Below are 26,646 nucleotides of genomic sequence, written 5' to 3'. Positions count from 1 at the left end.
GCCTATTGTTGTTTTAATAATTCCAGACCTTTTTCCGTCAGACGGTATTTCTGCTTCGGATGACTCGGCTGTTCCGGGTACAATGGAACGATATATCCTTCATTCAATGCGGGATGCAAGTAGTTCATCCTGAATGTGGGACGGTGGTTCAGTTCCAATGCTTCCATTATTTCTTTTACGGACAATTCTCCTTCATCCAGTAATTTTACCAAAGCAAGAACCTGGTCGGTACTTGGTCGGTACTTAGTCGGTGCTTGGTCGGTACTTGGTCGGTTTGTCACATCGCATCTGAATATCAGTGTTACACTGTCTGCCCATATCTTATATTCCGGTTCGGGCAATCCTGCTTTGCGGCATTCGGACATCATCAGCCCGATGCCGCGTCCCCAACTTTCCAGTACCTTTCGTTTATACAGGACATTGGCCAATAATGGATTTTGTGGTTTCGATTCATGCTCGGATTTCATTTTCTCAGCATCCCAGTCGGGCGGAAAAGTTCCGGGGTTTTCTATCTCCACGCGGTCATCATATATGGCTATGCCTACCGAACCACCGGCTTCTTTGTACGACCTGTGGGTCAGCGAGTTCAATACCCCTTCTCTTATAGCCTTGTAGGGAATGGTCAGATGTTCCTCCCGTTCCAATGTATCGGTTGTGCCGGATAAGGAAAGGTGCTTGAAAATAAATGCCATTGCCGCATTGAGCAATTGAAAGAAATTACCTTGAATGCGTTGGCTGTCCATGAATACGGTTTTGTCCGTTCCTTTGAAACGGGCTAAGCGGAGCAGGCATTGGGGATATTCCATATCCTCATGTTTTCCAAACAGCACGGCTGCCGCATTGTTCAACACCCCATCTTTCAGTAAACCGAACTTTCCTAATATGGCAGGAATGTCAGTACCGGTATCTTCCGGCAGGCGACCGCATTCTATACCTAATCTGACTGTCTTCAATACCTCGTTGGTATCCAAGTGCTGTAAGGTCAGGTTGCTGTTTGCTAAAAGTTCCCAGCGGTATCTGTTTCCGTCACGCTGCAACAGCAGCTCATTGTATGCTGGCTGCGGCATCGTGGTGGTCGCACTTTCCACACGCATATAGGGTCGTCCTTTATAGCAGAACGGACGGCTGGGTTTGGAATCTTCAACACGGAAAACAATTACTTTTTTCTCATTATCCGGCAGCGGTACATAGGAGATCTGTACCATTGCCACAGGTTCCAGCCGGTTGATTGCTTCCGCTATATCCCGTTTGGTCTTGTCGCTTACTTCCTGCCCGATGACTTTTCCCTTGTCGTTCACACCGAACAGCACCGTGCCACCGTTACCGTTGAGAAAGGCGCAAAGGGTTTCCATACCGCGTTCCAACTGACCGGTGGTTTCCTTGAACTCCACCAGCCCGCCTTCTTTTTCAGCTATCAACCGTTTTATTATATCGAGGTCTTCTATAATCATATATAATTCTGTAACGTAAGTACAAAGGTAGCGTTTTCCGCTGACATTCGAGCAAAAGAATCGAATACTATCTGCCGGAAAAGACAAACTATCCTATAAAAATGCAAGAATGGCATCCTGCCACCATCTGCTTCGGCTTTGGTACAAGATAGCCTTCTTATGCGCTCTTGATTTACGGCTCCTGATGCCTAAAGAAGACAGTAACAAGGAGGATAAGACATCCGCTTTTTTATTTCAGCCTGCAAAGGTAGCCCCGTACCTGTCTGGATTGAGCAAGGCCGGGCCCTTACGGGTTTCCGCAAAAATCTTCCGCGCTGCGCTTGCGGTATTTTTCCGGAAAGCCTTGCACAATCCGGCACGGGACTGTTTGGCAGGCAAGAAATAAAAAATCGGCTCACGAACCGGTAAGTGTTTAACTGAAAAAATATGGCTATGCGCAAAACAAGAGCAAACAATGGCAAGAAAGAGAAAAGAGAATTTGAGTCCAACCACCGAAAGCAAGGATAATCTGCTCATTGGACAGATTTATTGGAAAGGGTGTGCTTACCCTGTAAGAGAAATAGATACCGGAAAACATTTGTTCAAGGTGTCTGTGGAAAGCCTGCTGGATGAACTACTGATAAACGATATGCGCAACGGAATATATGAGGCAATGGAAGCGTGCGAAGAGATAGACGCTTACTGCACCGATGAAGAACTGCGTACTTTGTCCGATTCTGAATTATATAAACTGTATTGTTAAACCAACTGATTGAAAAAATATGAAAAAGAGAAGCAACTTCACACCGATGGAAAGATTTCATGAGATTCTTGTCGGTCATAGTTTGAATGCAATGAATGTGGGAATCAACCATATTCGTGTTTTCCTTGAGGGCAAAAAACTGTTTGATTACTATCCGTTAAGGATGAAACTGTTTGATTACCATAACTGGCACCAGTTGACTTATCCTTCTTTTGGAAACGACGACACGAAATGGGAAAACGAACTTGATGATATTATCCGGTGCCTGATGATAAAACCCCAATAAAAGTTATGCTTATAAACAAAAACAGTAAAACGCTCATTTGGGATAACATTCCCGAATGGGCGATTTATTCATTGGAGTATGGCATTGAAGAGGATTTGTTTCTTACCGATGAAGACAAAAAATTGATAACCAAATTTATCGGTGAAAATTTTCCAAACGGATATGCCATGTCAGTGGATTGGGAATCATACAAGGAGTTCGACCGTTTTCCTGCATTCGGAAAACCGTGCAAGACTTATACGGTCAGGTTCTGTAACCTATAAATTAGAAAAACATGAGAAAGATAACATTGAGCGAATACAATGCCATTCCGGAAAACTATCGTGGAATTTGGACTGTCGAACGTTGGGATTTGCCTGATTGGGCAGAATTACGCAAAAAACATATCGGCAAACGTACCATGATGGTTTATGATAAAGGTACATGCCTGCTGGTAGAGGGAATCGGCTTTGAAATCGTGGATGATTCCGGCTGGAAAAAGCCGGATGAAATCAGAAAAGACATAGATATGCTTTACCAAGAGTTCTGTAACATGCGTAAATGCAAACCGCATTATGCAGATTGCATCATACGTTGGCAGGACACTCTGGATACATTGGAAACAAGAATTGCATTGTCCATGGATTCCGATACGGAATGGGATGAAGAAATCTTCTATTATTGCAACAGCCGGAACGAATTGAAATCACTCACAGAAAAAGGTTGCTCAGATTTTGTCATTGCTGATTGCTTCGGCTTCGGAATGTATGAAAAGCCGATGCAGGAAATCTGAACATATTGAAAAAAGTAATGAAATACCAATAAAAACAAGAAATCTCAGCCATAATGACCGAGATTTCTTTTCTTCCTTTTTATAGTGCAGATGCGACGACTAAGCTCGCACGGGCACTTTTAGTATTGCAAAGGTAAGGATTCTTTTTTATTCAACCAAATAATATGAATTCAACTTTCTATTTTGGAAACCTGCGCTATAACTTTTTGGGCTTCGGGAGTCTGAATGGAACTGACAAGATTTTGAATATCATTCTCCAAATCCTTTTTCCGCGATTGTGAGATACGCCCCAGCATATACCTAACAACATCTATGCCACCTTTAATATTGTGTCTGCATTCGGCAGAAATGTCAGCAGGCAAACGTTTGATTCCTTTAGGAAAGTCCATACGGTAAATACAACCTCCGTGTGCACATTTGTTACGAAGTACACGTATAGTTTCCATATAGTTATAAAAAACACCTCTTGAACAGCCATAGGCATTAGCGACCAGATCTTTCGCTTCCGCTTCTTTCAGCGAATCATATAATGTTATGATATTGCCTATTGTCATAAACTCGATTGTTTTCCATGCAGGAGCATATATCCCCGGATGGTTGGCATGATGGCGTTGGATAATGGGGCTTTTACGCATAACCGCATATACCTGTTCTTCAAAATCGTTAACGAATTTAGAGGTTACATACTTACGATTGACAAACCAGCAGGGGTCATCAATGTATTTCAGCGATATGTTGTAGATGAGTTTTGTACGGATATTGACCTCAATACGGTCAAGAGCATTGAGCAACAATCTCCTGAGTCTGGTATCAAACTCATAAAGGTCATAGACACTTTTAAATGTAGTACCCGGTTTTAACTGATGGTCACGATGTTCCAGACATGGGAACTTTATTTCGTATGGAAAAGAATAGAATCCAAGTCGGTAACATCCCACATCAAGGAGAATCTCTTTCGCTTTCTCCTCATCATCAAATGTCATTCCATTTGATTTCAGTTTGGCTATTTGTTGGTCTATCGTATATGCTTTTTTCATTGAATATTTATTTTAAATGCGAAATTACTCATTTTTCTTAAAACATACATCCAATGTGCTGATTGATTTATAGAAAGATAAATCGTGCCAAGCATTATTCCATATTCCTCCATAAAATTCCATCATTATTCCGCTTCACTTGGCAAGTCCCTTCAAGAAGATAACTCGGAGGATGATACCTTCCACGTTCAAGCCTCCGGTTTTCGGGACACAAAATTCCCTTTGGTAATTTTCCGCCCGAAAAAACGCTCCGGTATCATCGTCCGAGTTGGGGAAAAGGTCCGGGACTTAGCAAGCGAAGCGACCTACGACGCATAGGACAAAACCAAAAAGACAAATGACGGCGGTCTTTTGCCGATGCTGATGTCGCAATGGATTACGCTGTCAATATCTACCATACAAAAATGATCTTCCGGTCTTATGGAGCAACGGAAGGAAGTGGGGACTAAAGACAGCTCGCTCTCCACTCTGCATAATACATTTCTCTTTATCGCTTTCCTTTTGTTTCCGGCTTTTCTACCGCTTCCGCCTTTTCTGTTTGTTGGGGCTTACCTCCTGTGTGTTCCTTCTTTCTTTTTTGTTTTATCGGACTCAGTATATTTCCCGCACTTTTACCCTGATTCTTCCGTTTTTCTGCCTTTCGTTTTCCCGCCTATGGTGAAACGTGATGACATACGATGAAACGGATAGTCCAACACATTGAAATATAATGTTTTATCAAAATTATGCCTATATATTTGCGGTGACAACAATAGTTTTCAACTCTAAAAATCACAGTTATGGCAAAGAAAAATGTAAGGGACGAACCCATGAAAACACAAGTCACCGAGAATGACCAGCTGAGTGACATTGTCTTCATTCTCGATAAGATGGAACTGCTGTTGCAGGCTATATCCGAAATCGACAAGAACGGCAGGTGCAAGACGGTTCCGGCAGACAAGGAACACCGGAACTCCTTTCTGAAAATAGACCGTTATGCCAGCATGTTCGAGAATTTTCTGAAAAACTTCTGGAGCCAGTTCAAGGACCCGACCCGTTTCGGACTGCTCACCATCAAGGAGGACACCCTGGACAGCCCTGAAGTCAGACAGGCGGTGGAAGACATAGCCGCAGGCAGGAAGTCGGATGCGGTGGATGAATTTCTGAAAAAATACGAGATTGTACCACGCACCAAGGAAAACCAAAGTATAAACAATCAAAATCAAGAAGAAATGGCAAAGAAAAACCAGACACAGCAGCAGGCCGCCCCGGAAACCGGGCAGCAGCCCAAGTACCGCTACAATGAATCAATGATCAACTGGGAGGAACTGAAACACTTCGGACTGTCCCGGGAGGAACTTCAGGAGCGCGGACTCCTTGACCAGATGCTCAAGGGATACAAAACCAACCAGGTCGTACCCATCAGCATGAATTTCGGTTCCGCCGTTTTGCGCACGGACGCACGACTGTCATTCCAGCAGTCCGTGGGAGGTCCCATCGTATTGGGCATCCACGGTATCCGTCAGAAACCCGAACTTGACCGTCCTTATTTCGGACACATCTTTTCCGAAGAGGACAAGAAGAACCTGCTTGAAACAGGCAACATGGGGCGTGTCGTGGAACTGAAGGGACGTAACGGGGAATACATCCCTTCCTTCGTGAGCATTGACAAACTTACCAACGAGGTGGTTGCCATGCGTGTGGAAAATGCGTTCATCCCGAAGGAAATCAAGGGAGTGCAGCTGACCGAACAGGAACAGAACGACCTGAGGGAAGGCAAGAAGATATTCGTTGAAGGGATGATTTCCAACGGTGGAAAGGAATTTGATGCCCATATCCAAATCAATGCCGAGCGCAGGGGTATCGAATACATCTTCGAGAATGACAAGCTGTTCAACCGCCAGTCGCTGGGTGGCGTGGAACTGACCAAACAGCAGATCGAAGACCTCAATCTTGGAAAAGCCATCTTCGTGGAGGGAATGGCACGCAAGGACGGTGAGATATTCTCCTCATATGTAAAGCTGGATGAAGCCACCGGCAGACCTTCCTATACACGCTACAACCCGGATTCTCCGGAAGGCGCACGTGAAATCTACATCCCGAAAGAAATCAACGGAGTGAAGATAACTCCGGAAGAACAGCAGCAGCTCCGGGAGGGCAAGGTCATCTTCCTCAATGACATGGTCAACCGCAAGGGCGAGGAATTCTCTTCATTCATCAAGGCAGACCTGGAAACCGGACGGCTCAGCTATTCACGTACACCGGACGGCTTCGAGCAGCGTGCGGAGTTCAAGATTCCGGACAAGGTATGGGACGTGCAGCTGAACCGACAGCAGCGTGCCGACCTCCAGAGCGGCAAGGCCGTGCTGGTAGAGGGCATCAAGGGCTATGACGGAAAGACCATCTCCCAGTATGTCAAGGCGAACTTCAACCAGGGCAGACTGGACTTCTACAACGAGAATCCGGACCGCAAGCGTGACGCTTCACAGCGGAATGTCGTGGCCAACGCCCAGAAACAGGGACAGGAGGCGAAGCAGAGCAGCCGCAGATCCAAAGGTGCAAGCATGGCCTGAAGTAAAACGAATGTATAATCCAAAAGAATCATAAACATGGAAAATAACAATGGAAACAATGCGCCTTTCAAGGCGGAAGACGTGAACTGGGAAGAACTGGCCGGAATCGGCATCCTCAAGGACGAACTGGAAATGTCGGGAGAACTCGAAACGCTGCTCAGCGGGAAGAAAACGAAAGTAATGTCACTCAGCCTTGTACTCCTCGGTGTGGACGTGGTGATGGATGCCACCCTGCAACTGATACGCAAGGACGGTGAACCGCTGATGGAAATCCTTGGCGTGAAGCCGGTGGCATAGCATCCGCTTTTCACCCGATACGACAATCAACCGTCAAATGTCAAACCGCCGTTCCCCGTCATCCATGCCGGTCGCGGGGAACGGCTATAATTTTACAAAAAATGAAGATGAAAGCAATCATAGCAGAAAAACCGAGTGTGGGAATGGATATCGCCCGTGTGGTCGGGGCTACCGAAAAGACGGACGGCTACTGTACAGGCAACGGATACATGGTGACATGGGCTCTGGGGCACCTCGTGCAACTTGCCTTGCCCGGCACGTATGGCTATACGAAGACAACCGCCGCTGACCTTCCGATGCTGCCGGACCCGTTCCGGCTTGTTTCCAGACTGATCCGCACGGACAGGGGTACGGTGACAGACCTGGCCGCTTCCAGGCAGTTGAAAATCATTGAGGGGGTATTCTCCAGATGCGAGAGCATCATTGTGGCAACCGATGCCGGACGCGAGGGTGAACTGATATTCCGTTGGATATATGACTATCTGGGATGCACCAAGCCGTTCATGCGTCTGTGGATTTCATCGCTGACGGACGAGGCTATCCGGGAAGGTATGGCCAATCTCAGGAACGGCAGCGACTATGACAGTCTCCATGCGGCCGCTGACTGCCGGGCAAAGGCTGACTGGCTGGTGGGCATGAATGCCAGCCGAGCGTTGGCGATAGCCACAAGTTCGGCCAATAATTCCATCGGACGGGTGCAGACTCCGACACTCGCCATGATATGTACCCGTTTCAAGGAGAACCGGAATTTCGTGTCCGTCCCTTTTTGGCAACTGCATATCACGCTGACACAGGGAGAGGCGCACCGGCAATTCATCCATACGGAGGAATTCAAGGACAAGGCAGCAGCGGAAGCGGCATTCGGCAACATCGGCACCGGTTCTCAGGCGACAGTCACACGACTGGAACGCAAGAGGGTCTTCCGGCAGCCACCGCTTCTCTACGACCTGACATCCCTGCAGAAAGACTGCAACACCCATTATGACCTGACGGCAGAAAAGACCCTTTCCATAGCCCAGTCCTTGTATGAGAAGAAACTCATTTCCTATCCGAGAACCGGCAGCCGCCATATTCCGGAAGATGTCATGCGGATCATTCCTTCCCTGCTGGAAAAAATCACATCCATACCGGATTTCAAGGCATACGGGGAATCCTTTGACTTGTCCGACCTCAATACCCGGTGTGTGGACGACACCAAAGTGACGGACCATCATGCACTGATCATTACCGGTATCATCCCGAACGAGCTCTCCGAAGCGGAATCGGTGGTTTATACCCTGATAGCCGGCAGGATGCTGGAATCCTTTTCGCCACCCTGCGAGAAAGAGCAGCTGACCATGGAATGCACCTGTGAGGGAATGGTCTTCCGTTCACGTTCCTCTTCCGTCATCCGTCCGGGATGGTGCGGCGTTTTCTCACGGAGGGAGGAAAGAGACGGTAACGAACCGGAAGGGAAAGTCGGTACGGCTGTATTTGCCGAAGGTGAAACCCTTCCCGTCATGGGCCGGGGACTGGCGCAGAAGAAGACCCTACCCAAGCCGCTCTACACGGAAGCGACCCTGTTGGGTGCCATGGAGACTTGCGGAAAGGACATTACCGATGAAGAGGCGAAAGAGGCCGTAAAGGATGCCGGAATCGGTACACCTGCCACACGGGCAGCCATCATTACCACCCTGTTCAAAAGGGACTATATAGAACGATCCGGAAAGAGTATCCGTCCTACGGAAAAAGGGCTCTATCTGTTCGAGGCCGTAAAGGATATACAGGTGGCGGATGTGGAAATGACAGGCTGCTGGGAGAAGGCACTGGCTCAGATTGAAGGGCATACGCTCGATACGGAAACGTTCATGCGTTCCATCCGTGACTACACGCACAAGGCAACCGGTGAAATACTCCGTCTTGAATTTCCTCTGCCTAAATCACGTTCCTTCACCTGTCCCAAATGCAAGTGCGGTCATGTCATCATCCGGGGGAAGGTGTCCAAATGTGACAAGGAAGGTTGCGGACTGATGGTATTCCGCCGTTTTCTGAACAAGGAACTGACCGACCAGCATCTGGAACAGCTTTTTTCTTCAGGCTCCACCCGGCTCATCAAGGGGCTCAAAGGGAAAAAGGGAATCTCATTCGATGCCATGGTCGCCTTTGACGAGAGCTTTAACCTGAAACTTGTTTTTCCAAAGCCCAAAGGTGGAAAAGGGAAATGATCCAGTCATTCCATTTCCGGGACAAAGGTAGCGGACCGCCGTTTTCCACCTGCAAGGTCGAGCCTTGCAGGTTTCGGGGAAAATCATCCTCGCCGGGCTCCGGTATTTTCCCCGAAAACCTTGCCTGTGGAGGCGGTTCGCTTTCCGGCCCCCGAAATTGGAAATGACTTGTTTCACCGATTAACACTATATGGTCATGAGAACAAAAGATTTTATCGAAAGGTTGAGAACAGACAAACGGATCAGGATGGCGGCGTTGGTGCTTGTTGCCTTTGCCATATTCAGTTATCTGTATTCACGGGGAATATCCCCCGTATGGGCAGCGGTAGCCATTGTCTGCTTCAGGGGATTCTTCAGGTTTCTGTATATGATAGCCTGCCTGCTGGTGGCCGCTGCCATACTTTTCTGCATCCTCAGTTATCTGGTCTTTTAGCAAACAGGAGGAAACATGAACCGGATATGCTTTACCTATTATAATATAAGATTCCGACAGAAACTGTGTACGGAACGGAGCTGCCTTGGGGGCGGCTCTTTTTGTATCTGCCATGTCCGTCATATCGGAAAAGTAGAAACAGCAGGAACAGGAAGGATGAAAATACAGCCATTGACAGACCGAAGAACTACAGGGCAAAGGTGGCAAATGCTTCTGTACGGACGACAAGGTCAGGCCCCTTGCGGGGTTTCCCGGGAAAAATCATCCTCGCTCTGCTGCGGTATTTTTCCCGAAAACCTTGTCTTTCCGGAAGCATTTGCAGTAAAAGCCCTTGTAGTTCAACGGGCTGCCAAAGCCCGGATATTCACAATTTAAATAAAAGAAGTATGCAACAGACAATCATCGTAAGACAGTCACCAGCTCCGGCATGGATTCCGGTGATAGAGAAAAAGAAAAAAATCCGGATACCGGAACCGCACATCAAGCTGCCCGGCAGGGGAGCGACAGGTCCCGTACCTGTCTCCACACTGTTGAATCCGGTATTGGAAATCTGCAACCATCCCGACAGGAACAGGCTTTTGGCTGAATTTTTCCGGGAATATTGAAACAAATCGTTTTACCATTAAATAATTTAAGTTATGTTTTTTACAGCAATCCACCAGATGATGACAGAAAACGTGGATCTCACGATTGTCATCCGAAAAGCGAACGGACAACTGACCGTTGCCACATTACCCAAGTCAAACGGGCTCAAGGACGAGGCTCAAAACCAGATTGTACCGCTGACCGTTACAGGCACCCCGCAGGAACTTGACGCGGGATTCCTTCAGACCGTCACACGGCCGATGCAGAAGGCCAGCGGCCTGATTGCGAACATGGCCCAGTTCGAGGCACAGGCAGACAAGGCGGCAGCCAACAGCAAGGCCGCCAAGGAAGCAAAGTCCAAGGAGTCAAAGGAAGAGAGGGAAAAACGGGAAAAATACGAGAAGCTGATGAAAAAGGCGGAAGAAATGACTACCGTCAAGAATTATCGGGAAGCCCTCAACCTGCTCGGACAGGCAAAATCCCATGCGAATGAAGCACAGCTGAAAGGGATTGAAGAAAAGATTCAGGCTGTCGACAAGGAAATGAACAAGGGAAGCCTCTTTGACCTGATGGAGCAGCAGCCCCAACCGGAACAGCAGCCGTTAGTACAGAACCGTACACAACCGCAGCCGCAGCAGGTCATGCAGCCACAACCGGCTTATGCCCCTGCTCGGCAAGCTCCAGCAAGCAGGCAACCGCAAAGGCAGGCTCCTATGCAACAGCCGGAAAGACCGGAATTCGGACAGCCTCCTGTACAGCAGGCACAACAACAGTCCGGACTGTGGTCGATACAGCAACCGGAACAGCAGCCGGTACGCCAGCCACTGCAACCGCATCCTCACTATGCTTCACAAAACACCGGATCCGGACAGGACATGTATGGAATGCCTCCGGCAACGGGAGGATGGCAGGATGAATCCTTCACACAGGAGGATGAACAGCAGCAGCCTTACTTCTCCGATTCTGAACAACCGGCCTACAATCCGAAAGACTACGAGGATTACATAGACTTTCCGCAATCCATGCTGGAACCGAAATATTCACCTTATCAAACCCGATAAACTATGGCACTTCAAATCAAAGGGATGTCACGTACATTCAAATTCAAGAAAGGAACAGAGTATGTAACCCTTCAAGACCCGAACCCGAATCTTTCTCCGGATATGGTCATGAGTTATTATTCCAACTTCTATCCGGAACTGACGACGGCAACCGTACATGGTCCCGTCATCCGGGATGACAGGACGGAATACGAGTTCAAGACAACCATCGGGACAAAAGGTTGACGGTTATGGATAAAGACAACAACAAAAAACAGAAGAAATCATGTGTACCATTGGACGGACAGCAGGCGGAACGGCTGGCAAGGCTCATCATCGGACAGACCGTGCGCAATATCCGGTATGGAACGGACAGGAAAGAAAGGATAACGGCGCCAAGTGGTGCTGTTTCTCTTTTCTGAACACCACGTTTCTGCCCAGACCGCTGCCGAGTCTCTTCGTGGAAGACACCGGAGGAAACAGGTACAATCTCATCACGCAGGAAAATTACGAATTCCTGCGTGATTCTTATTTCAGGTATGCCTGCCTCTTGGGAAAGGAAGCGGTACATACTCCGGGACGTACATTCGGAGAAGGAATCGCAAAACTACACGAAGAAATGGAAGTCCTTGTCGGAGAAGAACTGAATGTCAATATAGAAGAGCAAAACGGACGGTTGCTGTTCAGGCTCTGGAAAACCCATCGTTGGGGTGTACTGACATTGTATTATTTCCCGGTGAAATTCCTGGAAGCTCTCGGCCCGGAACTGAGACGTATCTCCATCACGTTTATCCATAAACTGATGAAGGCAAACGGAATACAGACCGTGCTGGACGAGGATGACACGGACTATGTGCTGATTTGGCTCTCGGAAGAAGTTCCGGACGAGACAGCGGAGGAAAGGAGAAAACGGCTGAAACTCCTGCGCTCCTACGAGAACGGCAAGGTACAAGCGTTGCTCCGGAGGGTGGAAAACAGGTGTTACTACAAGAACCTTCCGAAAGCACTTGACCGGTATGAGCCCCAAAACGACTATGAGCGGTCACTGGTCTCCGCCATGAAGGAGGGGTTGGACTTTCTGTCACCGGAGCATGGCATCATGCAATACAGTTACGACCCTTTCTATGAAGAGGAGCCTGAATGCCTGCCGATGTATCTCCACCAGCAGATCCGTGTAGTCTATGACAGCAACGATATGGTGACAGACTACCTGGTAGATTACTACAATTCATACAGCAGGGAGACCTACGACATCATACCTGCAACGACACTCGCCCTATCACCGGAAACTGAAAAGTTATTTTGCATGGATGACTATCCGGAGCGATTTCTCCAATGGGCGGACAAATTCATCAACATAATCATTTGAACATCATGATAGAGACAAACGAACTTACAAGAACCTTAAAGACCTTGCTTATCCCCAAGGCGGCACTGATTGCCTACGCCTCGGAAAATGAGAAGAATTTCTTTCTGGAGGTACGGGATATAGACGAACGGGGGAATATGACGGAAGGAAGACCGGTGACCCTGGAATTCATGAACGAACTGGTGAAGGGGTATTCGGAAAGGCACGGCAGCACGCCCTACGGAAAAATACCGTCCAACCTGATGTATTGCGATTCACGCAAGGGAAGCGAACGGTATGTATGGTACAATCCTCCGGGTAAAAGGATGATGTTCTTCAGCCCGGGACTTGAAATCGAGAACGCGGAATACAACCTGCCGGGAGTGATTTACAAGGCGGGGGAACACGGGATGAATATATATGCCTACAAGGGCGATACACCCGACAAGGATACGCCACTATATGCCGCACCGTTCTTCAACGTGACCGGATCCAGCGTCTGCCTGGGTTCTGCCAATTTGGAGAAACCGAAAGATATGACCTACGAAAAGCTGCTGCAATACTGGGAAAAGAAATTCTGGCTGACGGAGTTCTCCCATTTGGGAGGCAACGGAAACCCGACCCGATCAAACCTTGTATTGGTGACGAAAGCAGCCAGGAACAGACCTTTCGACCTCGAAGAGTTAAAACCATTGAACAATCTGAAACTTAAAGACATCCTGAAATGAAAAGAGTACACTATATTGACAACTATCTGGTAAACCCGCAGCATCCGGTAACGGTAAATCTGATTGGAGCGGGAGGAACAGGCTCGCAGGTACTAACCTGTCTGGCCCGGCTTGATGTGGCATTGAGAGGACTCGGACATCCGGGGCTGTTCGTGACCCTGTATGACCCCGACATCGTGACGGAAGCCAACATCGGTCGTCAGCTTTTCAGTCCGTCTGATCTGGGACAGAACAAGGCGCAATGCCTTGTCTCCCGGATAAACAATTTCTTCGGCAACGACTGGAAGGCGCAGCCGGACATCTATCCGACCGTATTGAAGGATGCCCGACGGGATAATCTGGCCAATATCACAATCACTTGTACGGACAACATCAAATCCCGGATAGACCTGTGGAACCTGTTGAAGGCTTTGCCACAACCGACATACTGCACTTACGAAACCCCTTTGTATTGGATGGATTTCGGTAACACGCAGACCACGGGACAGGTCGTTATGGGTACGGTGCCGAAAAAAATAAAACAGCCGGCATCCAAACTGTATGAAACGGTCAGTTCTCTGAAGGTAATCACCCGTTTCGTGCGGTACTCTCGGGTAAAGGAAGAAGACTCTGGTCCGAGCTGCTCGCTGGCAGAAGCATTGGACAAGCAGGACCTGTTCATCAACTCCACGCTGGCGCAACTCGGCTGCAATGTCCTGTGGAAGATGTTCCGCAACGGGATGATAGAGCATCACGGGCTGTACCTGAATCTGGAAACGATGAAAGTAAATCCGATAACAATATGAAGATATCTGATTAGAGTATGCTTATCCCGGTTAAATAGGTTTACAGTTCATGGTCTGAAAAAAGGCATAAAGACATATACAAAACGAGGATTTTGATTTGAAAATCATTTACTGCTCCATTTAAAAAAATGTCAAATAGACATGACAGCAACAGAAAAAAAAGAAACGCTAATGTTATAATTCAGGTAATTGCTCAAAATAAGAAGTAAATATTTTTATATATGAACAATAGTTTTTACCTTTGCGGTAACTATCAGAATATCAGACGGATAATCTATCCGTATAAGACAAATTCCTTTCGATATACATTCAATTATTAAATTTTAAATCAGGTGGCAGATTTTACAGTGAACGAAATCTATCGTCTGTTTACTTCTTATATTCTATTATAAATGTCACATCTTGAAAATAACAAGCGACTGGCTAAGAATACGGTAATGCTTTACATCCGAATGCTGTTTATAATGGCTGTAACCCTTTATACATCCAGAATAATACTGCAAGTGTTGGGTATTGAGGATTTTGGCATTTACAATGTGGTAGGTGGCGTTGTCTTGATGTTCGGATTTTTAAATAACGCAATGACAGCGGCAGTCCAAAGATTTGTATCTTTTGAACTTGGACGCAATGATGCCGGAAGACTACATACCATATTTAGTATGTCAGTAAGTATTCATATCTTATTGGCAGTTTTGGTCTTATTGTTGGCAGAGACAGTGGGACTTTATGTCATTTATTCTTATTTGACCATACCGGAAGAAAGAATGTTTGCGGCATTGGTCATTTATCAGTGTGCTTTAATTTCCTTTGCCGTATCCATTCTGCAAGTTCCATATATGTCGTGTATTATAGCCCATGAAAAAATGGACATATATGCAATTGGAACAATTTTAGATTGCTGTTCGAAACTTGTAGGAGTCTATTTATTGACTATTCTGACAGGAGATAAGTTAATTTGGTATGGTATAATTCTACTGGTAATAAGTATAATGGTGGCTGTTTTCTATCGAACTTATGCAATTAAAAGTTTTGCAGAATGTCATTATAAATTCATCTGGGATAAATCTCTATTCAATAATATGATAACGTATTCTGGATGGTCTCTCTTTGGAGGAGTAGCCACAGTCGGTGCCATGCAAGGAGTAAATATTCTGCTTAATATCTTTTTTGGACCTGCGGTTAATGCGGCAAGAGGTATTGCATATCAGGTTAATTCTGCTGTTTCTTCATTATACTCCAGTTTTACACAGGCTGTTAATCCACAAATTATCAAGCAGTACTCAGCCGGTAATTTGGATTATATGCAGCAACTTATTTTCAGAAGTTGCCGATTTACATACTTGTTGGTACTCCTTTTTGCATATCCCATCTTTTTCCAAACTGGTAGAATACTTGAGCTATGGTTGGGAGTGGTTCCTGAACATGCTATGACTTTTTGTCGTTTGGTGCTGATTTCCACTCTGATAGACTGTATTTCGATGCCTCTTGTTCCGGCTGTTAATGCAACAGGAAAAATAAAAAAATATCAAATCGTTGTAGGAAACCTGCTGATTATGAATCTTCCTGTTTCATATATATTATTGGACATTACTAATAAGCCGGAATTTAGCTTTTATGTGGCTATAGCCATATCTGTCCTAACTACATCTGCAAGATTGTGGATATGTCATGCGCTGTTAAAATTCCCCATTATGAATTTTGTAAAAAGTGTATTCGGTAAAATTATTCCAACTACAATTCTTTCAATTTGTCCAATGCTCTTATATAGTCATGTCAACGATTTAAATCTGCTTGCCAGCCTTTGTTCTTGCCTTTCCATAGTCCTGCTTTCCATATGGTTTGTGGGATTAGAAAACGGAGAAAAAGAAATGGTTAAAAACAAACTATTTAAAACAATCAGAAAAAATGATTAAATATACTCTTTCGACGTTGTTTCATTATTTTAAACAATTTGCAATTGCCAGGAAACTAAATAAAAACGGACTTGAAATACATGTTCCATTTTCTGATTTCAACCACCGAAATTTAATATTCACTCCACCTGTCTATATAGGTCCTGATTCATGGCTACAGTTGAGGGGAAAACTTATCATAGAATCCGGTACGATTATCGGTCCCCGCTTTAAGGTTCACACTTCTAATCACTACTGGCAAGGATCCATGCTCCCATATGATGATAAATATATCGTCAAGGATGTGATTATAAAGCAAAATGTATGGATTGGAGCCGATGTTACTGTCATGCCAGGTGTGGTGATAGGTGAAGGAGCAGTCGTTGCAGCTTGCTCTTGTGTCACTAAAGACGTACCCCCAATGTCACTCGTCGGAGGATGCCCTGCCAAAATAATTAAATACAGGGATAAGAATCAATACGATAAGCTCAAAGAGGAAGAAAGAATTTATCTCAAATTAAAAGAACAAGGTAAAACAATACAAAATGAAGACGAACGTTGCAATACGAGTACAAAATAAATTGCGTCATATCGCTAAGAACCTCATTCATACCTTGAAATATTATAGTATGAATCGAAGCGAATTGTTAGTCGTAAATGCATGGATGAATTTATACGATGAAGAACCGGAACATCGTAATCTTGGCGATGAACTTAATTATTATCTGATTAAAGAACTCTCAGGTAAACGATTAGTCAATAAGTTCAACCTTTTTGTACCAAAACTAATAAATGTTTGCTGCATCGGATCTATCATTGATTCAATGGCTGATTCTCAAAGTATTATTTGGGGTAGTGGAGCGATATCTGATAATAGGAAGATGAAATGTGTTCCTTTGGAAGTACGTGCTGTTCGCGGTAAATTAACACGCAATTATCTTATATCACAAGGTATTGAATGTCCTCCGGTTTATGGAGATCCAGCTTTACTCCTTCCTGTAATATACAAACCCGAAATCGTGAAAAAGTACACGGTTGGCATAATACCACATTACGTCGATATGAAAAGTAAATATGTAGATGTCCTTGTTTCACAAATGAAGGGTGAAGCTAAAGTTATCCATATGGCAAACTATAAGGATTGGCATGATGTTATCGATGAAATAAATCAGTGTCAATTTATTTTATCAAGTTCATTACATGGACTGATCATAGCTGATTCATATGGTATTCCCAACAAATGGATTGAGTTTTCTGATGAAGTAACAGGAAACGGATTTAAATTTCGAGATTATTTCTCATCAGTTGAACGGATTGATAATGAACCGGTACAGATTAATGAGACTACCTGTCTGACTGATTTACTTGCTTATAAGAGCGAGTGGAAACCTATTGATATTGATTTGAATAAATTATTGCGTGCTTGTCCTTTTAAAGTTCAAGATAAATATTTCACCAATGAATAATTCTATTGCAATTTCTGTTATTGTTCCTATATATAACGCTGAAAAATATTTAGATAAAAGCTTGAGTAGTCTGACCCAACAGACATTTCAAGATTTTGAAGTGTTACTCATAAATGACGGGAGCAAAGACAATAGTGCCGCCATTTGCAAAAAATACAGCTTGATAGACCAACGTTTCAAGTTGTTTAATAAGGAAAATGGCGGTTCCGCATCTGCCAGACAAATGGGTATGGATAATTTATGCGGTCGTTACTGTATCGTATGCGATGCAGACGATTGGGTAGAAGCCAATATGCTGGAACAACTTTATTTGGCCACAAACAATGAGCAGGTAGATATGGTGATTTCGGATTTCTTCGTTAACTATGATAATGGTAAACAAAGAATCATATCACACAAAGGGATAGATTTAAAGCAAGAGAGTCTTGTACGTGGGCTTTTGTGCCAAAAAATCATGGGTAGCACGAACAATAAGTTAATAAGGAGTGAGCTTTTTAGAAAATTTCAGATTAGCTATTTATCTGGCATCAATATGGGAGAGGACTTGCTTGTTGTGCTAAAATTACTCCAACATCCCCTTTCCATCACATATTGCAAAGGTGCATATTACCATTATTTCCGTGCTAGAAACAATGGTAGTTATACAAACACTCCCAATGCTTCAATTTTCTACCAATTAGCAGAAGTAAATAAATGGAAGTATGAACACTTTTCGCTCAGCGAATATGAGGAAGAGTTATTTTTAAGTAGTATTAATTTGGCTTTTACCGGATTAAGAGCAAAAGGCTTATCAAAAGAAGAATACAGAGCCTTTTTGCTAAAGGAATTGCCTCTGCAACGACTCAGAAAGCATTCATGCAGCAATCTTAAAACATTGTTGATACTGCTTTCCTCAATTAGCTATCCAGCCGCCAAAGCAGCATTAAATCTCATGTATCGCTTTGTTTACAAATAATAATTATGCTTAGAAAACTATCTGATGGCTCAATTTTAATTCTGCCTATTTCTCCAATATTGTCATTCTTGTTGTCTCTGAATAATTTAAGGAACAAACTGAATGGATGCGTATTTGTCATATTCTATGCATTGTTTGGTTTTGCACATAGCTTTTCTGACCCGAGAGCTGACTGTTACAGGAAAATGGTGGCATTTGAAACCTTTACGTCTACTGCAACTATAACGGATATATGGAACGATTTTTTATCAGGCAACACATTTGATATTTTCGAAGGGATGTTGTTCATTGTTTGCAGCAACATCACTACAAATATTAAGGTTGTATTTTTTATCGTAGGATTGATTGGAGGTTTGTTTGCATACTTGTTTCTCTCTAAGATACAGAAATATATGCAACTACACTATGGTAATAGGTGCACCTATATAATCACAATATTGTATGTGCTGTTATACAATCCCGTAGCCATAGGAGGTATTAGGAATTTTATAGCAATGACTATATTTTCGTACTATGCGTTTCTATTTCTCATCGAAAAGAAAAATACAGCATTATTAGGTGTTTTAAGTACATCCTTGATACATTTCAGTTTCATACTGAATATATGTGTAGTCATTATTGCCCGCCTTTTTGTTACAAAGAGGCATGTAAATATTCTTTGGTGGACAGCTATTGTTTCCTGTATATCATCTGTGTTTATCACTCCTGATTTTTGGGGCAATATTATCCAAAATCTGAATCTTGGCAATTTCAACCAAGCGATGGAAAGTCGAGCATCCAGTTATGCTTCCGAAGAAACGGCAGCAGCATTTGAACAGTCATTGACTGTTCAATTACAACGAGTAGGAAACTATTTTATAAGAGGGTTTTATGTATTGTTTCTTATTTATTTAAGAAAGAATGAAAACAAGTTTTCAATATCATCATTTGATAGTGTACTGTATGCATATATGCTCTTTTTCCTAACCTTTGGTTATCTAATGACTAGTTTCAGTGTAGTTGGAAATCGATATCTTCTCCTTGGATATTTCATCTCATATTTCTTCCTTTTAAAATTGTATATCCAACATTCTGATATATATAAATTGAATAAATACATTAAAAGCCTCCCTTGGGTATTTGGAGTAAATTTTGCATGGCTGGTTATGAATGCCTGGTTTGTTCTTGACCATCGATTCTTTTATCTGCCTGCACCTTTTTTACTTTTATAATCCACAAGCACTCAGACAATTTCTCTTTCTGTCAATTCTTTGACTTAATCATCAATAATACTGTCTGCTAAGCCAGTATCAAACTGCTTTATCCCCATTTGAACATTTTATATACCATGTTTATGTGGCGGATAACAAGCAGTCAAACACCACATAAGCACAATGAAACAGATAAAAGTATTGCTAGTTGCAAATGTTGCAAAGGGGCATGTAAACAAGTTTCATATTCCTACTATTAAGTACTTGAAAAGTAAAGGTTGGCATATAGACGTTGCCTGTTCTCTTGACGAAGACATCCCCTTTGCTGACAATGTATACGGTATGAGTTGGAAACGCTCACCGTTCACATTTAAAACGCTGAAAGGAATAGTGGAACTCTATCAGCTACTCAAGAAAAATCAGTATGATATTATTTATTGCCACACTCCGGTAGGTGGTCTGGTTGCCCGCTTTGCATCCATCCCTTTCAGAAAACATGGACTTAAGGTAGTTTACTTTGCCCATGGCCTTCATTTCTTTAAAGGTTCCTCCATCTTAAGTTGGCTGTTATTCTATCCAATGGAAAAGTTAATGGCTGAATTTACAGACATGTTCATAACCATAAATGACGAGGATTATGAACGTGTTAAGAAGAAATTCAACCGACACATGCTTGTTAGCAAAACAAACGGCATTGGTGCAAATTTTAATCGTTTGGACATTAAAAATCCAGAGAAAATCCGGCAAGAATACCGTAATAAACTGCATATCCCAATTCGTTCCAAAATACTGATATATGTTGCAGAAATTAACAACAACAAAAATCAGCAGATGCTTATCAAAGTTCTGAAGAATCTACGGAGTAAGAATTTGGATGTATATCTACTTTTGGTTGGTCCTGATTATCTAAATGGTAGATGTCAGCAGCTATCTGCAAAACTACAGGTACAGGAATATACAAAATTCCTCGGCTGGCGAAACGATATTGGTGAATTGTTGTCAGCTTCAGATATTTATGTAGCTTCCAGCAAAAGAGAAGGACTTGCTATAAACCTTGTTGAAGCACAATATGCGCATCTCCCGGTAGTCGCAACATCAAACAGAGGACATCTAGCGGTTATTAAGAATAATGAAAATGGAATTCTAGTCCCGATAGATGATTATTCATCAATGGCTGACCAAATTACAACTCTTATGGAAAATCCAGATTTGTATAAGAAAATGGCAAATGTGGATGTCTCAAAATATGAATCAGTGAAAGTTGCTTCAGAAATATACGAATGCTTATATGATGTTCTAAAGAATCAGCAATAAGATTTCTCATTGAGTCTGCTAACATGTTCATTAGAACAAAGAGTCAGCATTATCAATTGATATCAAACACAATTCATTATGGAAACAAATAATAAATCTAACCATCAAGTTCGGGTCTCCGGTGAAAAATCTGTTAATTTCGATTTTGACATCCTGAATATCAACAATCCCTTGCAAGTATGCCAAAAGTACAGAAACGAACTGCAAATACCACTGAGATCAATTGTTTTAATCAATTTGGCGGAAATGAACTCTAATAATAATCAGCACATGCTGATTCAAGCCGTCAAGGATTTACGTGATCGGAACATGGACATTTACCTGCTTTTGGTAGGAAAGGACTGTTTAAACGGAGAATGCCAAGAAGAAGCATCAAAACTACAGATACAGCAATTTGTCAGATTCTTAGGTATGCGAAATGACACAGGAGAATTGCTGGCCTCCTCGAATATCTATGTTGCTTCCAGCAAGACAGAAAAATGTCCTTTGGGTATTATACAGGCTCAATATGCTCATTTGCCTGTTATAGCAACCGCCAACAAAGGACACAAGGCAGTTATAAAAGATGGCCTTAATGGCTTTTTGGTACCAGCGGACGATGCAAAAACAATGGCAGACCGAATCCTCTTACTGTTGGAAAAACCTACAACATATAAAGGTATGTCTCAGGTAGATGTTTCAACCTATATATCGAAAGGAGTACCCGTTATTGATGACGACTTCTGAGTATTTTCTACAAGCCAATTAAAACAACAAATTACACGACTGTTCATTATGAATTCAGAATTTATCAAAGAGCGTGAATTAAAGAATGACAATAGGCATGTCTATTTGTATCATTTGGAAGAAGAACACAGCATTTGGATTGCTTATGGTTATTCTGCGTATTCTTTAAAACTATTTGCGATGTCTCATGGTGTTGAATACGTCAGAGGCTATTCTTCCAATGTAGCACTTCCTTATACAATCGTAACAAGGGAAGGCATGAAGAGACTCAGGTCATACCTTCCTGTCATTCAAGAAGAGGAAAACTTCCTCTATCTCGATATGAAAAAATCATTTAGCGAGAAGGATTTCTTTTGCTGGCTTGAATCATGCTGTTCAGAAGGCAAGAAACAAGAGACCGTTGAAATTAAAACATTGGTCAGTGATTTGGTGCCTAAAGATGAGTTTATTCCAGATAGCATGTCTTCCTTTGCTAGGAATTTCAAGCGGATTACAGATTGCATTGTGGCTTTGATTACAATGGTTGTATTTTCACCGCTAGCACTCTGCTGTTATATTGCCATTAAACTTGAAGATGGAGGCCCTGCTATCTTCAAACAAGAACGTATTGGTCGCTTTGGTCGCCCGTTCAATATTTACAAATTCCGATCTATGCGCATGGATGCAGAAAAACTTGGTCCACAGCTAAGTCATTCCGGAGGCGATAATGACCCACGTCTCACAAAAGTAGGTAAATTTATTCGTGCACATCATTTAGACGAACTCCCACAACTTTGGAATGTGTTCTGCGGTGATATGGCATTCATCGGTCCCAGACCCGAGCGTAAATTCTTTATAGATCAGATTCTGGATTATGATACACGTTATGTCTATCTATATCAGATCCGTCCGGGAGTAACATCTTTTGCAACTCTTTACAATGGATATACCGATACAATGGAAAAAATGCTTTGCCGACTGGAATATGATTTATACTATCTTAAAAAACGCTCATGGTGGTTCGACATGAAAATTCTTTTCGGTACTTTCTGGAGTATTGTAGGAGGTAAAAAATTTTAATGTATCGATGGTAATATTTTAAATTTTCTGATTCTCCGCAAACACACCTAATATTTTTAGTATATTAGCGCTCAAAAAGCAGGGATTATGAACATATTCAGTTTTACGGCTCATTTCGGTTCGGAGGAAGATTGTCGTTTGCATTTCAAGGAGCAGCGTGATAAGGAAGGGGTTGTCTGCAAGCGATGCGGGGGCACTTCCCATTATTGGTTACAGGGTAAATGGAGTTATGAATGCAAAGGTTGCCGTTTCCGCACCTCGTTGCGCAGCGGTACGATCATGGAGAGCTCCAAGCTGCCGTTTCTGGTGTGGTACAAAACGATGTTCCTGATGAGTTGCACAAAAAAGGGATTCTCCACCAACGAACTCCAGAAGCAATTAGGATTGAAGCGTTACGAACCGGTATGGGCGATGGTACACAAACTCCGCAGGGCGATGGGCAACCGGGATGCAAGGTATACACTGGAAGGGATGATAGAACTGGATGAGGGTTACTTTTCGGTGGCCAGTAAGGAAATCGAGCGAGGCAAGGGTACACGTGGCCGGGGAGCCGAGGGAAAGCAGAACGTTGCGGTGATGGCCGAAAGCACCCCGTTGGAAGATATCGAAACGGGCAAAAAGGAGAAGCATGTGCGTTATTTCAAGGCCAGGGTACTGGATAGCCATCAAAGTGAAGGAATCAACGGCGTGGTCAGGGACTGCATGGAGGATGATGCCATCGTATTTTCGGACAAAAGCACTTCTTACGTTGACATCTCCGATCTGGTGGAATTGCACGTCACCGAGAAATCAGACGCCAAAACCACCAAGGAAACACTCAAATGGGTGCATATCGCAATCAGTAATGCAAAACGGACATTGCTGGGCAACTACCATAAAATCAAAAGGAAATACTTACAGTTGTATCTCAACGAGTTTATTTACAAATTAAACAGACGGTATTTTGGAGACAAACTCTTTGACAGACTAGTAATTGCGAATATAACAGGTGCATAAACGGATAATCAGAAAAATCTATATGAACATTATAATTTAAAACCATATGTCATAAGTTATATTGACACAATGTTATTTGCAGATAAACTTGGGATGCCTAAAAAAATAAAAGATTTAGCAGAGAGTTTGGACTTAGAAGTAACAAATCATCACGACCCAGAATTCGATGCAAAACTTTGTGCTTTAATATTTGGCGAATTGACTGACAAGTATCCAAGTTATCAAGAACTAATAAGAAAAATTGATGACCAGCCTAAAACAAATAATAATTATTTCAATCAACCAAGTGAAGATGTTTTAGAAGAAAATGAAGAGCATTTATCAAATTATCAAATAACTCAAAACGAACTTGAAAACATTGATTTAATAGGAAAAGGAATAGTTATTACGGGCAACTTTTCAATAGAAAGAGAAGAAATAAAAACTTTTCTAATGAAAATTGGTGGACAAATAAAATCAGGAATAACAGGTAAAGTAGATTTTGTTTTTGCAGGTGAAGATTGTGGTTGGTCAAAAATCCAAAAAATAAACGACTTAAACCAATCAAAAAAAGCAAACATTAGAATTTTAAACGAAGCTGACTTAAATTATCTTATCAAAAAATACGGCATATAACATCGCATTGGCAAAATGGCGGGTTAAGTGCCAAACTCAACTTTTGTGCATTTTATTCCGCCGAATGTGTTCCACATTCAGCTTTTTTTAATAATTTAGCTTCTGTGGAAACACATCGGCTACGTCACTGCTAAATTGAACTTTTTGTCCAATTTATCCGCCACTTCGCCAATGCGTTTCCCGTTAGTGGCAACAAAAACAAACGATAATTAGACAATAAATGAAAAATATTTTATTTGTAGTTTTTATTTCAATGATATTTTTATTTGTTTGCTGTAACACAACAACGAATAAAAACATAATTGAAACAGAAATTTCTGATTTTGACAAAATTTTAGATAGTTTTCAAGTAAATGGTTCAATTCTAATTTATGATAACGACAAGAATACTTTTTACTCAAATGACTTTGATTGGGCTAAAAACGGAAAATTACCTGCATCAACATTCAAAATTCCAAATTCTATAATTGCTGTTGAATTAGGCATTATTGAAAATGATACAACTATTTTAAAATGGAATGGCGAGCAGAGAAAAATGGATATTTGGGAAAAAGATTTATCATTTAAAGATGCTTTTAGAATTTCCTGTGTTCCTTGCTATCAGGAAATTGCAAGGAAAATCGGAACAATTAAAATGAAAGAATATTTAGAAAAATTTGAGTATAAAAATATGATTTTTGACAGTTTAACGATTGACAATTTTTGGCTTGAAGGAAATTCAAAAATATCTCAAAAACAACAAATCGACTTTTTAAGGAAATTCTATTTTTCAAAATTTCCAATTTCTGATAGGACAATAAAGATTGTCAAAAATATTATGGAAATTGAGCGAACTGAAAATTACATTTTAAGCGGTAAGACTGGATTAAGTTCGATAGAAGAAAAATATAATGGTTGGTTTGTTGGTTATGTTGAAACAAAATCTAATGTTTATTTTTTTGCAACAAATGTAATTCCGACAGACGGATTGAATGTTGATGATTTTATTTCATCGAGAATTAATGTAACAAAAAATGCGTTAAAGCAAATGAATATAATGAAATGATAAATGCCACTAACATATGGTAGCCGATAATTGCCGGCTTTCGTGCCAACTTGATACTTTGGTGCTTTTAACGAACCGAAGTGCTAAATTGATACGAAAGTGCTGTAAATCCGGCAACTACGGCTACCATTTTTCGTTATGCGGCAGCTTAAAAGACGACACCAAACCAGAAAAATCATCTTGACAACCACCCGACTTTGAACTACGAAGGATGAAATTTTTCAGGGACAACTTCCAGCATTTCCAAAAAACAGTTTACCCATTGACTTGGAGACAAACAAACAATTTGAGCATTAAGGTTTAAACCGAATTTTTCCGAAATTGACCTGACCTGACTTTTCCTGAAAATCGACTTTAAAGCTGTTTTTACAGATAAATCAGGTTTCTCTAACAGACAGGAAATAAATGCTAAGTATTTGGCTTTAAACTTAAAATCAAAAAATAACTGTTTTCTTTTAATGTTTAACAGGGCTGATTTGACAGTTGGCGGTGGAAAGAAACTTTCAGGACCTACCTCATAGACAAGTTTCAAATCAAAAAAAGTATGATAGAAAACGGTATATGGATTGTAAAGCTTCCTCGAAAATAACTTTTGTGTAGGTTCTAACTGAAGGACAATGGAACCTCCCAGAAAATTTCCAAGACTCTCAAACATCAGGATTTTGAAAATATCGGAAGTAATGCCATAAGGAATATTTGACACCACTTTGAAAGGAAATTTCGGAACTGCAAAATTCCTAAAATCACAACCGACAACTTGAACATTTCGGGCATCAGAAAATAATTTTCGTAAATGTTCAACCAAAGCTGTGTCGTTTTCAATAGCAACAACATTGTTGGCGATTTTTAATAAATGAACAGTAAGAAACCCCTTGCCTGCCCCAATATCTAAAACCGTATCCTGATTACTTATATTTGCTTGTCTTATTGCATCTTTTATTAGCACTTTATCAATAGTAAAGTGCTGACCCGTAAAACGAACGGGCAATTTCTTTTTTGTCATTAGTAACTTCTTACAGGTGAATACTTGAATGCTGAATTCAACTTGCAAATGCAACAGAATTCTGATTAATAATTTGTTTAAATATTTCGTTTGGCGTGAGGTATCCAAGTCTTTTACGAGGTCGA

General features: G+C 42.3%; 28 protein-coding genes. 25 read left to right on the top strand and 3 right to left on the bottom strand.

From position 1 onward, the window contains the following. Positions 1-2 precede the first annotated feature (2 nt). Complete coding sequence (locus tag HMPREF9449_RS02930; RefSeq protein WP_009135737.1) at positions 3-1,451, bottom strand: Fic family protein; 1,449 nt, start codon at positions 1,449-1,451, stop codon at positions 3-5. A 454-nt stretch (positions 1,452-1,905) separates the two neighbouring features. Here HMPREF9449_RS02930 and HMPREF9449_RS02925 point away from each other — a divergent pair, with 454 nt between their 5' ends. From HMPREF9449_RS02925 to HMPREF9449_RS02910, 4 genes are read left to right on the top strand one after another with little or no spacing between them, the layout of a single operon-like run. Further along, positions 1,906-2,193 (top strand): hypothetical protein, encoded by a 288-nt coding sequence (locus HMPREF9449_RS02925; RefSeq protein ID WP_009135735.1) that lies wholly within the window; start codon positions 1,906-1,908, stop codon positions 2,191-2,193. 19 nt (positions 2,194-2,212) lie between these two features. Further along, entirely contained in the window at positions 2,213-2,479 is a 267-nt protein-coding gene (locus HMPREF9449_RS02920) for a hypothetical protein (RefSeq protein ID WP_009135734.1), read from the top strand. A 5-nt stretch (positions 2,480-2,484) separates the two neighbouring features. After that, positions 2,485-2,742, top strand: coding sequence for a DUF6926 domain-containing protein (locus HMPREF9449_RS02915; RefSeq protein ID WP_009135733.1), 258 nt, complete (start codon positions 2,485-2,487; stop codon positions 2,740-2,742). A gap of 11 nt (positions 2,743-2,753) precedes the next feature. Beyond that, positions 2,754-3,251: a hypothetical protein gene (locus HMPREF9449_RS02910; protein ID WP_009135732.1), complete on the top strand. Its 498-nt coding sequence runs from the start codon at positions 2,754-2,756 to the stop codon at positions 3,249-3,251. 170 nt (positions 3,252-3,421) lie between these two features. On the opposite strand, the gene HMPREF9449_RS02905 is transcribed toward HMPREF9449_RS02910, so the two are convergent. Further along, positions 3,422-4,288, bottom strand: coding sequence for an Abi family protein (locus HMPREF9449_RS02905; RefSeq protein ID WP_009135731.1), 867 nt, complete (start codon positions 4,286-4,288; stop codon positions 3,422-3,424). Between the two features lie 779 nt (positions 4,289-5,067). Between HMPREF9449_RS02905 and HMPREF9449_RS02900 the strand changes: the two genes are divergently transcribed. The 21 genes from HMPREF9449_RS02900 to HMPREF9449_RS02795 all read left to right on the top strand — a co-directional run bounded on the left by HMPREF9449_RS02900 (position 5,068) and on the right by HMPREF9449_RS02795 (position 25,518). Next, positions 5,068-6,840 carry a DUF3945 domain-containing protein gene (locus HMPREF9449_RS02900; protein ID WP_009135730.1) on the top strand — a complete coding sequence of 591 codons (1,773 nt, stop codon included), beginning with the start codon at positions 5,068-5,070 and terminating at the stop codon, positions 6,838-6,840. A 36-nt stretch (positions 6,841-6,876) separates the two neighbouring features. Continuing rightward, positions 6,877-7,137 (top strand): DUF4099 domain-containing protein, encoded by a 261-nt coding sequence (locus tag HMPREF9449_RS02895; RefSeq protein ID WP_009135729.1) that lies wholly within the window; start codon positions 6,877-6,879, stop codon positions 7,135-7,137. A 107-nt stretch (positions 7,138-7,244) separates the two neighbouring features. Continuing rightward, positions 7,245-9,341: a type IA DNA topoisomerase gene (locus HMPREF9449_RS02890; RefSeq protein ID WP_040611578.1), complete on the top strand. Its 2,097-nt coding sequence runs from the start codon at positions 7,245-7,247 to the stop codon at positions 9,339-9,341. A 196-nt stretch (positions 9,342-9,537) separates the two neighbouring features. Further along, positions 9,538-9,774, top strand: coding sequence for a hypothetical protein (locus HMPREF9449_RS16115; RefSeq protein WP_009135727.1), 237 nt, complete (start codon positions 9,538-9,540; stop codon positions 9,772-9,774). A 386-nt stretch (positions 9,775-10,160) separates the two neighbouring features. Further along, entirely contained in the window at positions 10,161-10,379 is a 219-nt protein-coding gene (locus tag HMPREF9449_RS16110) for a hypothetical protein (protein WP_009135726.1), read from the top strand. Between the two features lie 33 nt (positions 10,380-10,412). Next, positions 10,413-11,420 carry a PRTRC system protein E gene (locus tag HMPREF9449_RS02870; protein ID WP_009135725.1) on the top strand — a complete coding sequence of 336 codons (1,008 nt, stop codon included), beginning with the start codon at positions 10,413-10,415 and terminating at the stop codon, positions 11,418-11,420. Positions 11,421-11,423: 3 nt separating this feature from the next. After that, positions 11,424-11,645: a PRTRC system protein C gene (locus HMPREF9449_RS02865; RefSeq protein ID WP_009135724.1), complete on the top strand. Its 222-nt coding sequence runs from the start codon at positions 11,424-11,426 to the stop codon at positions 11,643-11,645. Between the two features lie 40 nt (positions 11,646-11,685). Further along, a complete protein-coding gene (locus HMPREF9449_RS02860; RefSeq protein ID WP_009135723.1) occupies positions 11,686-12,768 on the top strand; it encodes a hypothetical protein in 1,083 nt (360 codons plus the stop codon). 5 nt (positions 12,769-12,773) lie between these two features. Next, a complete protein-coding gene (locus HMPREF9449_RS02855) occupies positions 12,774-13,475 on the top strand; it encodes a prokaryotic E2 ligase family D protein (protein WP_009135722.1) in 702 nt (233 codons plus the stop codon). Continuing rightward, a complete protein-coding gene (locus HMPREF9449_RS02850; protein WP_009135721.1) occupies positions 13,472-14,260 on the top strand; it encodes a PRTRC system ThiF family protein in 789 nt (262 codons plus the stop codon). The genes HMPREF9449_RS02855 and HMPREF9449_RS02850 overlap by 4 nt, the downstream gene beginning before the upstream one ends. A 392-nt stretch (positions 14,261-14,652) precedes the next feature. Then, entirely contained in the window at positions 14,653-16,173 is a 1,521-nt protein-coding gene (locus HMPREF9449_RS02845; RefSeq protein WP_040611179.1) for a lipopolysaccharide biosynthesis protein, read from the top strand. Beyond that, complete coding sequence (locus HMPREF9449_RS16825; protein WP_009135719.1) at positions 16,166-16,732, top strand: acyltransferase; 567 nt, start codon at positions 16,166-16,168, stop codon at positions 16,730-16,732. The genes HMPREF9449_RS02845 and HMPREF9449_RS16825 overlap by 8 nt, the downstream gene beginning before the upstream one ends. A gap of 49 nt (positions 16,733-16,781) precedes the next feature. Beyond that, positions 16,782-17,618 carry a polysaccharide pyruvyl transferase family protein gene (locus HMPREF9449_RS16105; RefSeq protein WP_187118581.1) on the top strand — a complete coding sequence of 279 codons (837 nt, stop codon included), beginning with the start codon at positions 16,782-16,784 and terminating at the stop codon, positions 17,616-17,618. Then, positions 17,611-18,573 (top strand): glycosyltransferase family 2 protein, encoded by a 963-nt coding sequence (locus HMPREF9449_RS02830; protein ID WP_009135717.1) that lies wholly within the window; start codon positions 17,611-17,613, stop codon positions 18,571-18,573. The genes HMPREF9449_RS16105 and HMPREF9449_RS02830 overlap by 8 nt, the downstream gene beginning before the upstream one ends. Positions 18,574-18,578: 5 nt before the next feature. Beyond that, entirely contained in the window at positions 18,579-19,784 is a 1,206-nt protein-coding gene (locus tag HMPREF9449_RS02825; protein WP_009135716.1) for an EpsG family protein, read from the top strand. Positions 19,785-19,946: 162 nt separating this feature from the next. After that, positions 19,947-21,077 carry a glycosyltransferase family 4 protein gene (locus HMPREF9449_RS02820; RefSeq protein ID WP_009135715.1) on the top strand — a complete coding sequence of 377 codons (1,131 nt, stop codon included), beginning with the start codon at positions 19,947-19,949 and terminating at the stop codon, positions 21,075-21,077. Positions 21,078-21,155: 78 nt separating this feature from the next. Next, a complete protein-coding gene (locus tag HMPREF9449_RS02815; protein WP_009135714.1) occupies positions 21,156-21,803 on the top strand; it encodes a glycosyltransferase in 648 nt (215 codons plus the stop codon). Positions 21,804-22,262: 459 nt separating this feature from the next. Then, positions 22,263-22,862, top strand: a complete 600-nt coding sequence (locus HMPREF9449_RS16820; RefSeq protein WP_232211425.1) for a sugar transferase — start codon at positions 22,263-22,265, stop codon at positions 22,860-22,862. Positions 22,863-22,949: 87 nt separating this feature from the next. Continuing rightward, positions 22,950-23,858: an IS1595-like element ISBbi1 family transposase gene (locus tag HMPREF9449_RS02805; RefSeq protein WP_005807145.1), complete on the top strand. Its 909-nt coding sequence runs from the start codon at positions 22,950-22,952 to the stop codon at positions 23,856-23,858. 69 nt (positions 23,859-23,927) lie between these two features. Then, positions 23,928-24,473: a BRCT domain-containing protein gene (locus HMPREF9449_RS02800; RefSeq protein WP_005807148.1), complete on the top strand. Its 546-nt coding sequence runs from the start codon at positions 23,928-23,930 to the stop codon at positions 24,471-24,473. Between the two features lie 220 nt (positions 24,474-24,693). Beyond that, a complete protein-coding gene (locus HMPREF9449_RS02795; protein WP_004295324.1) occupies positions 24,694-25,518 on the top strand; it encodes a class D beta-lactamase OXA-347 in 825 nt (274 codons plus the stop codon). 202 nt (positions 25,519-25,720) lie between these two features. Here the strand turns inward: HMPREF9449_RS02795 and erm(F) are convergent, their stop codons facing one another. Continuing rightward, a complete protein-coding gene (erm(F), locus tag HMPREF9449_RS02790) occupies positions 25,721-26,521 on the bottom strand; it encodes a 23S rRNA (adenine(2058)-N(6))-methyltransferase Erm(F) (protein WP_004295323.1) in 801 nt (266 codons plus the stop codon). Positions 26,522-26,646: the final 125 nt, after the last annotated feature.

The organism is Odoribacter laneus YIT 12061 (assembly GCF_000243215.1).
GTDB lineage: Bacteria > Bacteroidota > Bacteroidia > Bacteroidales > Marinifilaceae > Culturomica > Culturomica lanea.
Note: the sequence above shows the minus strand (reverse complement) of the source record. Positions and strands in the feature narration are given on the sequence as shown.